At 48.3% G+C, this 7,675-nt stretch carries 7 protein-coding genes; 4 read left to right on the top strand and 3 right to left on the bottom strand.

Features of this window, described 5'->3' with window-relative positions; translation table 11 throughout:
* Positions 1-17: 17 nt before the first annotated feature.
* The 4 genes from hisD to CAG68_RS17650 all read left to right on the top strand — a co-directional run bounded on the left by hisD (position 18) and on the right by CAG68_RS17650 (position 3,831).
* On the top strand, positions 18-1,310 hold the full coding sequence (gene hisD, locus CAG68_RS17665) for a histidinol dehydrogenase (RefSeq protein ID WP_161441445.1): 1,293 nt from the start codon (positions 18-20) through the stop codon (positions 1,308-1,310).
* A 1-nt stretch (position 1,311) separates the two neighbouring features.
* Positions 1,312-2,046, top strand: a complete 735-nt coding sequence (locus tag CAG68_RS17660) for an SDR family NAD(P)-dependent oxidoreductase (protein WP_025768659.1) — start codon at positions 1,312-1,314, stop codon at positions 2,044-2,046.
* Positions 2,047-2,111: 65 nt separating this feature from the next.
* Positions 2,112-3,116, top strand: coding sequence for a cupin (locus tag CAG68_RS17655; protein ID WP_025768658.1), 1,005 nt, complete (start codon positions 2,112-2,114; stop codon positions 3,114-3,116).
* 1 nt (position 3,117) lies between these two features.
* Positions 3,118-3,831 carry an alpha/beta fold hydrolase gene (locus CAG68_RS17650; protein ID WP_064369576.1) on the top strand — a complete coding sequence of 238 codons (714 nt, stop codon included), beginning with the start codon at positions 3,118-3,120 and terminating at the stop codon, positions 3,829-3,831.
* A gap of 69 nt (positions 3,832-3,900) precedes the next feature.
* Here CAG68_RS17650 and CAG68_RS17645 read toward each other — a convergent pair whose 3' ends face one another.
* The 3 genes from CAG68_RS17645 to CAG68_RS17635 all read right to left on the bottom strand — a co-directional run bounded on the left by CAG68_RS17645 (position 3,901) and on the right by CAG68_RS17635 (position 7,577).
* The gene (locus CAG68_RS17645) at positions 3,901-4,986 is read right to left on the bottom strand and encodes a porin (protein ID WP_017634480.1); all 1,086 of its coding nucleotides are present in this window, start codon (positions 4,984-4,986) and stop codon (positions 3,901-3,903) included.
* A 177-nt stretch (positions 4,987-5,163) separates the two neighbouring features.
* Entirely contained in the window at positions 5,164-6,180 is a 1,017-nt protein-coding gene (locus CAG68_RS17640) for a nuclear transport factor 2 family protein (RefSeq protein WP_005374772.1), read from the bottom strand.
* Between the two features lie 101 nt (positions 6,181-6,281).
* On the bottom strand, positions 6,282-7,577 hold the full coding sequence (locus CAG68_RS17635) for an MFS transporter (protein ID WP_045390635.1): 1,296 nt from the start codon (positions 7,575-7,577) through the stop codon (positions 6,282-6,284).
* Between the last annotated feature and the right edge of the window lie 98 nt (positions 7,578-7,675).

Genomic DNA, 7,675 nt, shown 5'->3' with positions numbered 1-7,675 from the left:
GTTCAAGGAGAAACCCAATGGCACGCATTTTAAAAAACGGAATCAATGAAGAAGTATCAGCATCAAACGACGCAAAAGTGCGTCAGATTGTTGAAAACATTCTTGCTGATATTGAATCGAAAGGTGATAGCGCTGTACGTGAGTTGTCTGAAAAGTTTGATAACTGGTCGCCGGAGCAATTCCGCCTGTCAGAAGAGCAAATCCAAGCCTGTGTGGATGCGCTTGATGAATCGACTCGTCATGATATCGAGTTCGCTCAGCAACAAGTTCGAAACTTTGCTCAAATTCAACGTGACTCAATGAAAGACGTCGAAGTAGAAACCATGCCTGGTGTGGTACTGGGGCATAAAAATATTCCAGTAAACAGCGTGGGTTGTTACATCCCTGGTGGAAAATACCCATTGGTTGCATCCGCTCACATGAGTGTACTGACGGCGAAAGTCGCGGGCGTAAAACGTGTTATTGCTTGTGCGCCTCCGTTTAACGGCCAGCCGAACGTCGCGATTGTCGCTGCGATGGCAATGGCGGGTGCGGATGAAATCTACTGCTTCGGTGGTGTTCAGGCGGTAGGTGCAATGGCTCTTGGTACAGAGACTATTGCGCCAGTCGATATGATTGTAGGGCCGGGTAACGCATTTGTGGCAGAGGCAAAACGTCAGTTGTTTGGTCGCGTTGGTATCGATTTGTTTGCAGGGCCAACGGAAACCTTGGTCATTGCTGATGAGAAAGGCTGTGACCCGGAATTGGCAGCGGCAGACTTGCTTGGTCAGGCTGAGCATGGTTACAACTCTCCCGCTGTATTGTTGACCAATAGCGAAACATTTGCGCAAGAAACCATCAAAGAAATTGAACGTCAGTTAACCATTCTTCCAACGGCTGAAGTCGCGGGTAAAGCGTGGGCAGATTACGGACAAGTGATTGTGTGTGATAGCTACGAAGAAATGGTGGAAGTGGCAGACGATATTGCATCTGAACATGTGCAAGTGATGACAGAAGATCCTAAATACTTCCTAGATAACATGACCAACTACGGTGCCTTGTTCCTAGGTCGTGAAACCAACGTTTCTTACGGCGATAAATGTATTGGTACTAACCATACACTGCCAACGAAGAAAGCGGCGCGATACACCGGTGGTCTTTGGGTAGGTAAATTTATCAAGACCTGTACTTACCAGCGTGTAACGGAAGCTGCGTCGCTAAAAGTCGGTGAGTACTGCTCTCGCTTGTGTGCACTCGAAGGTTTTGCTGGCCACAAAGAGCAAGCGGATATTCGTGTGCGCCGTTACAAAGGCAAAGTGGAAGAGGCGTAATATGTCGAAACTTGCCTTAGTCACAGGCGGCAGTGGCGGACTGGGTGCCGCCATTTGTCGCAAGCTAGCTGAATCGGGATATCGCGTAATTCTGACTTACAACAGTAATCAGAAAGCGGCCGAGGATGTGCTTTCCTCGCTGCCACGTAACGAGCATCTAGCATTCAAATTGAACGTGGCAGATTCTAGTGCGATTGAACAGCTTAAACATCAAGTCAGTGAAATAAGCGACAAGCTGGATTTGTTGGTCAACTGTGCGGGGATGACGAAATTCGTCGCGCACTCTGATTTGCAAAGTTTAGATGACCAGCTGTTTGACCAAATTTTCCAAGTGAACGTCCGTGCGCCTTTTGCCATGGTTCGAGCGTTTGAGCCTTGGCTTAAGCAAGCCAATGGTTGTGTGGTGAACATTACTTCTATCGCGGCACAGACTGCGATGGGGAGCAACATTGCTTACTGTGCAAGTAAATCTGCCGCGGAGAACATGACCCGTTCTTTAGCTCGCGCTCTGTCTCCCGAGGTTCGAGTTCTGGCTGTTGCTCCAGGGCTTGTCGACACTGAGTTTGTCAAAGGCTTGGATGACGCATGGCGTAATCAACAAGAACAATCCACACCGCTTAAGCGTTTAGCCAATGATGAAGAAGTCGCTCAAGCCGTGTACGCCGCGGCAGATCTTCTGACCTTCTCGACAGGCAATACCATCGCGGTTGATGGTGGGCGACCTTTAGGTCTGTAACACACTTTAGGTTTGTAACTAACAATTCAAAGGCTAGGTCCAAACAAGGACAACAAGGATTTACAATGACTCTACAATCTAAAATGAATAATAACCTGGTCCGCTACATGGAACTGATTCCGGGTACGAGTGCGTTTATTGATGCGCGCACGCCAGGCAGTGATCTCAAAGATAACTTTTGCATTATCGGTGCTGGGGTGGCAGAGAGCAGTCGTCAGCATGTTCATATTCGCGATACGGCGGGCTTTAACATTGGTGCCGCAGGCCAACCGCCGGGCATCAAAAATTCGTTGCACTCTCATCGTACCGCCGAGCTTTTCTTGGTGTTCAAAGGTCAGTTCCGTTTTTATTGGGGGAACGATGGAGAGCATGAGGCGGTGTTGTCTCACGGTGACGTCATCTCGATTCCAACCAATCTCTTCCGTGGATTTGAAGTGGTTGGCCGCGATTACGGCTTTATGTTCTCGGTACTTGGCGGCGACGATTCAGGTGGCGGCGTTATTTGGCATCCAAACGTTATTAAAGACAGTCAAGGTTATGGTTTATACCTCAAAGCCGATGGCACACTCGTGGACACCATTAATGGCGACCCGGTGCCACAAGAATCAGAATTGATGCCGCTGCTTACCGAAGAAGAGCTCGCGACCTTCGATACCTACACCGCAGAAGAGATGATGCCATTTGTCGCTCTGCAAAAAGATTATCGTGAAATCAAAGGCGATTTCGGCGGAAGCAACGTGAAACAATACGCCTTAACGGGTCATCCTTTGGCGAGTTATGACTTCCAAGTAAAGAGTGAAGATGAAGTGAGCATCATGGCTTATGAGCTTTCTGAAGGTGGCTCGATTCCTCAACACTGCCGAGAAGAAAAACAAGTACTTATCAACTTTGATGGCGATACAGAGGTGGTCCTCACGCATCAAGGCGAACAAGCTAATGTTGTTTTAACGCGCGGTGATGTGCTGAATGTTCCAGAAGGTGCGTCTTATTCACTGACGAACTTGCGTGGTAATAGTTTGACGTATTGCATTCTTGGGTCTGATCAACCAAAGCCGCTGGCAGGAGAATAAAATGACGCAACCCACCTCGTTAGTTTGGCTACCCGGACTACTTTGTGATGGCACATTGTTTGAGGAAGTCAACCGAGCGTTGCCAAGTTGGGTTGAGCCTTCATGCCCGACGCTGGCCTCATTGCCGTCAATGGAACAGCTGGCGCAGAAAGTGTTGCAAGACGCACCGCAGGAGTTTGTCTTGGGTGGCTTATCAATGGGTGGGATTCTTGCCTTTGAGGTGTACCGTCAAGCGCCAAACAGAGTCAAAGGCTTGATCCTCATGGATACCAATGCAGCAGATGAAAAGCCAGAGGTGACACAAAAGCGTGATGCACTGGTTAGTCAGGCATTAAATGGTGAGTTTGAACGCATTACGCCTGACACTCTGATGCCTGTGCTGATTCATCCAAGCCGTTTGCAAGACAAAGCGTTAACTGAGCGTATAGAAGGCATGGCGGTCAATGTAGGTTTGGAGGCATTTGAAGCACATGCTAAAGCGTTAGCAACTCGCCCGGATGCTCGACCTTTATTGGCGGACATTCAAGCTCCTACGTTGGTGATAACAGGTAAAGAAGATAAGCTTTGTCCGCTAGACAATCATCTGCTCATGGAGCGATGCATCCCAAACGTCACGCTTCATGTTATCCCTGAGTGTGGACATCTATCTACGCTTGAGCAGCCTTTAATTATTAGTGAAGTGATGACTACTTGGCTTCAAGATAACTTTGCTTAGTGTTGATAAGAACTTCATCACTCACCACCTTAAGGTTACTTGGGTATAGGTGGTGAGCGATGAGTATTATCAGAAGTAGTAGCGAATACCTGCCGCGAATTGATCATCACGGTTTTCGAATTTGCTGCCATCGTACTGATCTTTACCTAGGTCGAACTGGTATTCAGTCCAAACTAGGAATTTGTTCTTCTGGAAGTGGTATTCAAGACCAGGAATCAGCAAGTTACGCTCGTAGCCTTGTGTCTCGTCACCGCGATCTTCCATGTAGTTGTAGTTCAACGTTGGGCGTAGGCCGTTGTCGAAGTGGTAGTAAGTGTAGATTTCGCCACCTAGGGTATCGAACATCACGTCCGTACCGCCCTGACTCACTGCTTCCCAGTTTTCGCCAACGTGGAAAGTCGCACCCGCGTAGAAGCCACCGTTGCTGTAGTTTGCGCCCAATAGCATGATGCGCATGTTGTCGCCGTTTTCTACGCCAACTACGCTTGCGTCTAGATCCGCAACTTCATTTTGATGGTAAGCCGCACCAAGTGTTACGCCATCAACCGGTTTGTAAGTGATCGACGCACCCATGCCGTTTTTCAATGAGGCTGTCGCATTGCTTGCTAGAGCAACATCTTCACGCGTGGTTTGGTAAGTAAAGCCGTAGCTCACTTTTTCATTAATTGAATTACGGTACGTGATTGAGTTTTCTGCACGACCAGCACCGGATGCGATACCCCAGTCAGCTAGGTTGTAAACACCTGAGCCACGAGTACCGAATACACGACCTAAATCGGTGTACCATGCTACGTCGTAGAAGGTGGACCACTGCTTAGTACCCGCAGCAATCTTGCCGTATTTTTCGTGATCAACACCTGCGTATAGTAAGCGGTCGTAAATGTTGTCGCCGTTCGCGCCAGAGTTGTAGCCCCATTCCGCGTGACCGAAACCAGTCCAGCCGTTATCCAGACCCATTTGGCCTTTCAAACCGAAACGTGAGCTGCCGCTGTTCCATTCGCCGTTGTCATCACCGCCACGGTCTTGGTAGCGAAGATCGAAACGGCCATCGATGGTTAGGCTGTCGCCAGCGTCATTAACAAAAGTGTGTGCAGCAAAGGCTGAGCTAGAAGTAAGCGCTGCTAAAATCACTGCAGAAAGGGTCGACTTTTTCATCATCAATCTCATTATTCAGGGCGCAGAAAGCCACCGTGCGTTCATGCCCGTTTTGAATAAGGGTTCTATCTTGAGGTTGTGCCCCATCCTTGAGGCACGAGTTGGGAGCATGTCACCTGAACCGAGAGGGGATTCAGGCAACATAAAGGCGGGTTGACAATCCGCCTCTAGGACTTCTTATAGAGAAGGGTTTAGGATCTGTTGAGTACGCTCGAACACGTCTAGGCCTTGCTGTTTTAGCCAGTAAGGAAGGTCGATCAGTACCCAGTTCTCAGATAGCTTGTCGCCGTCACGGTAGTAAACGTCAACCACTTGCATGTCTGCACGTACTTCACCACCTGTCATACCTAGGAAACCACCGATTGGCGTGTTAGATAGGTTTGGCCAGCCGAAGAAACAAGAGAAGTTACCTTCTGCGAAACGACATACGTGGCCGTTAAACTTCTTGTCTTTCAGGTTGTTACGGAACGGCAATTGGTGCTGCTGTTGGTAACGAGGAATTGTGTAAGATGCACCGATACCACATGGACCGTACCAGATCATGTCTTTAGACCAGCTCTTCTCAAGAACTTCTGGTGGGCAACCCATAGCGCCGCTGTCGTTTAGTGCAGATAGGTCATCGACCATCTTGTTCACTAGTGCTAGTGTTGCTACGCCTTCTTCTGGTGCTGCGTCTTCGAACAGTAGACCGTCGTGGTTACGAGGACCAGGGTATACGAAGTGCTTACCTGTTGATGGTGGTAGTGGGTAACAACCCGCTTGGTCCATTGCACCTAGAAGGTCTAGGAATAGGCCAGTCTTAGTGATCTTGCCGTTTTCAACACAGTTAAATTCTGCGTAGCGGATGTTCATGATCTTGCCAGTTGGGCGCATGCCTAGGTATTCAGCGTCGAATAGACCCATGAAGTGACCCATGCTCATTACCCAGATTTCACCTGATGTTACTTCGTTCTCACCACCGATGAAGATGTCTTGACGACGCTGCATGCGAGTCATTGATTTCATCAAAGGAGCCCAGAAAACGTCAGCCGCTGCTTGAGCGCCTTGTTGCTCACGGAATGGGTAAACACCACGCCATAGGTAATCTTCTGAAGTGTGTGCTTTTAGTACTTCTGCCACGTTCTCGTGAGTTGCGTTTTCCATTGCGCTGAAGTATTCACGTACAACGCGTTTCGCTTCTTGATATTTAGACATAATAAACTCTCTTATTTGCTGTCGAGTCGGCTTTGGGAACAGGACTCGAAATTAAGTTTTTTCATCCGGCTGGGGAGCCAGCCGGAGTTTTTGAAATTCAGTTACGCTTTTGCTGCTTCGGCTTTTTTGCTCTTATCGAACACGCCGCCTTTTAGTGTCTCTGGCAGTGATAGCCATAGAAGACCAGCAAGGATCCATACGATTGGTGAACCCCACATTGCGGTTTGTAGGTCGGTACGCTCTTGGATGAAGATAAGTACCATTGGTGCCCACATACCGAGGATACGACCGCCGTGGAATAGCGCCGCGCCGTAGCTACGTAGGTGTGCTGGGAACAGTTCTGAGAAGTAACCACCCCATACCGCTGAAGAAGACAGACCGAAGTTGTAAATCAGACCAAGTAGAGCCAGCATGTTTAGACCGCCAATCACCATGTCGCCAGGTGCAACAAAGAAGATTGAAACCATGATGCCCGCGAGGATGAAGCCAAATGCGTTCACCTTACGACCGAATTTGTCAGCAACCCAACCCCAGAACCACGCACCAAACAGTGAACCAAATGCTGAGATAGAGAAGATGAGACCGATGGTTGCACCGTCGAACATACGTACATCACGTAGGTATGTGGTTACGAAGCCACCAAAGAATTGGAAACCGTAGAAGTTAAGGCCAGCCAGTAATAGACACGTTAGTGTGATCTTACGGTAAGGCTTGCTTAGCATTTCGCCCCAAGAGCCTTTTTTCGCTGGTGCATTTGATTCTTCTACTTTTGCTTGCTCTTCTTCACCGTAAGCGATCACTTTGCTGTCGCTAGGTAGTACAAAGATCATGACAACAGCGGCTGCCAATGGTGGGATACCACCTACAAGCATTAGGCTTTCCCATGGTGCATCAATGCTTGCAATAAATGCTGCATACGCACCCATTACCATCAGTGCTACAGAGAACATAGAAGACGCGAATGCCGTCAACTTACCACGTACCGTTGGCGTAAATAGGCCGATCATTAGGCTTACTGCCACGGTGAAGTAACCACCCAGTGACAAACCAATGATGAAACGCATTGCTGCCCATGTTGCGTAGTCGGTGAACATCATATTGATGATCGTTGCGCCACCGTTTAGGGCTGTGATGGTAATAAGAGTGGATTTCTTACCAAATTTTGTTGCGAACCAAGCACAGCTCAATGCACCGATAAGTGCACCAACCGACTGCCATGTATAGAACTGGGCAGTGTCTGACAGGCTAATACCATCATACGCTTCAACGATGTATGGGCGTACGTAGTCAATAATTACAAAGTTATAACAATAGAAAAAGTAACCAACCAGTATCGCTAGATAGGCAGCTACCCTTTGAATCATAGGAACTTCGCTCATGTGTCTTTTGGCATTCATGACCGATAAACCTCTATTTCACTTAGGATTTGTTGCTATTCAAACTTAATGAACACGATCTTATTTGGATCATCTTCGATTTCGTGTCGGGGTGAATC

It is taken from the genome of Vibrio sp. V42_P2S4T144 (assembly GCF_009904715.1).
GTDB lineage: Bacteria > Pseudomonadota > Gammaproteobacteria > Enterobacterales > Vibrionaceae > Vibrio > Vibrio alginolyticus.
The sequence above is the reverse complement of the archived record's forward strand: the minus strand, read 5'-3'. Positions and strand labels throughout refer to the sequence as shown.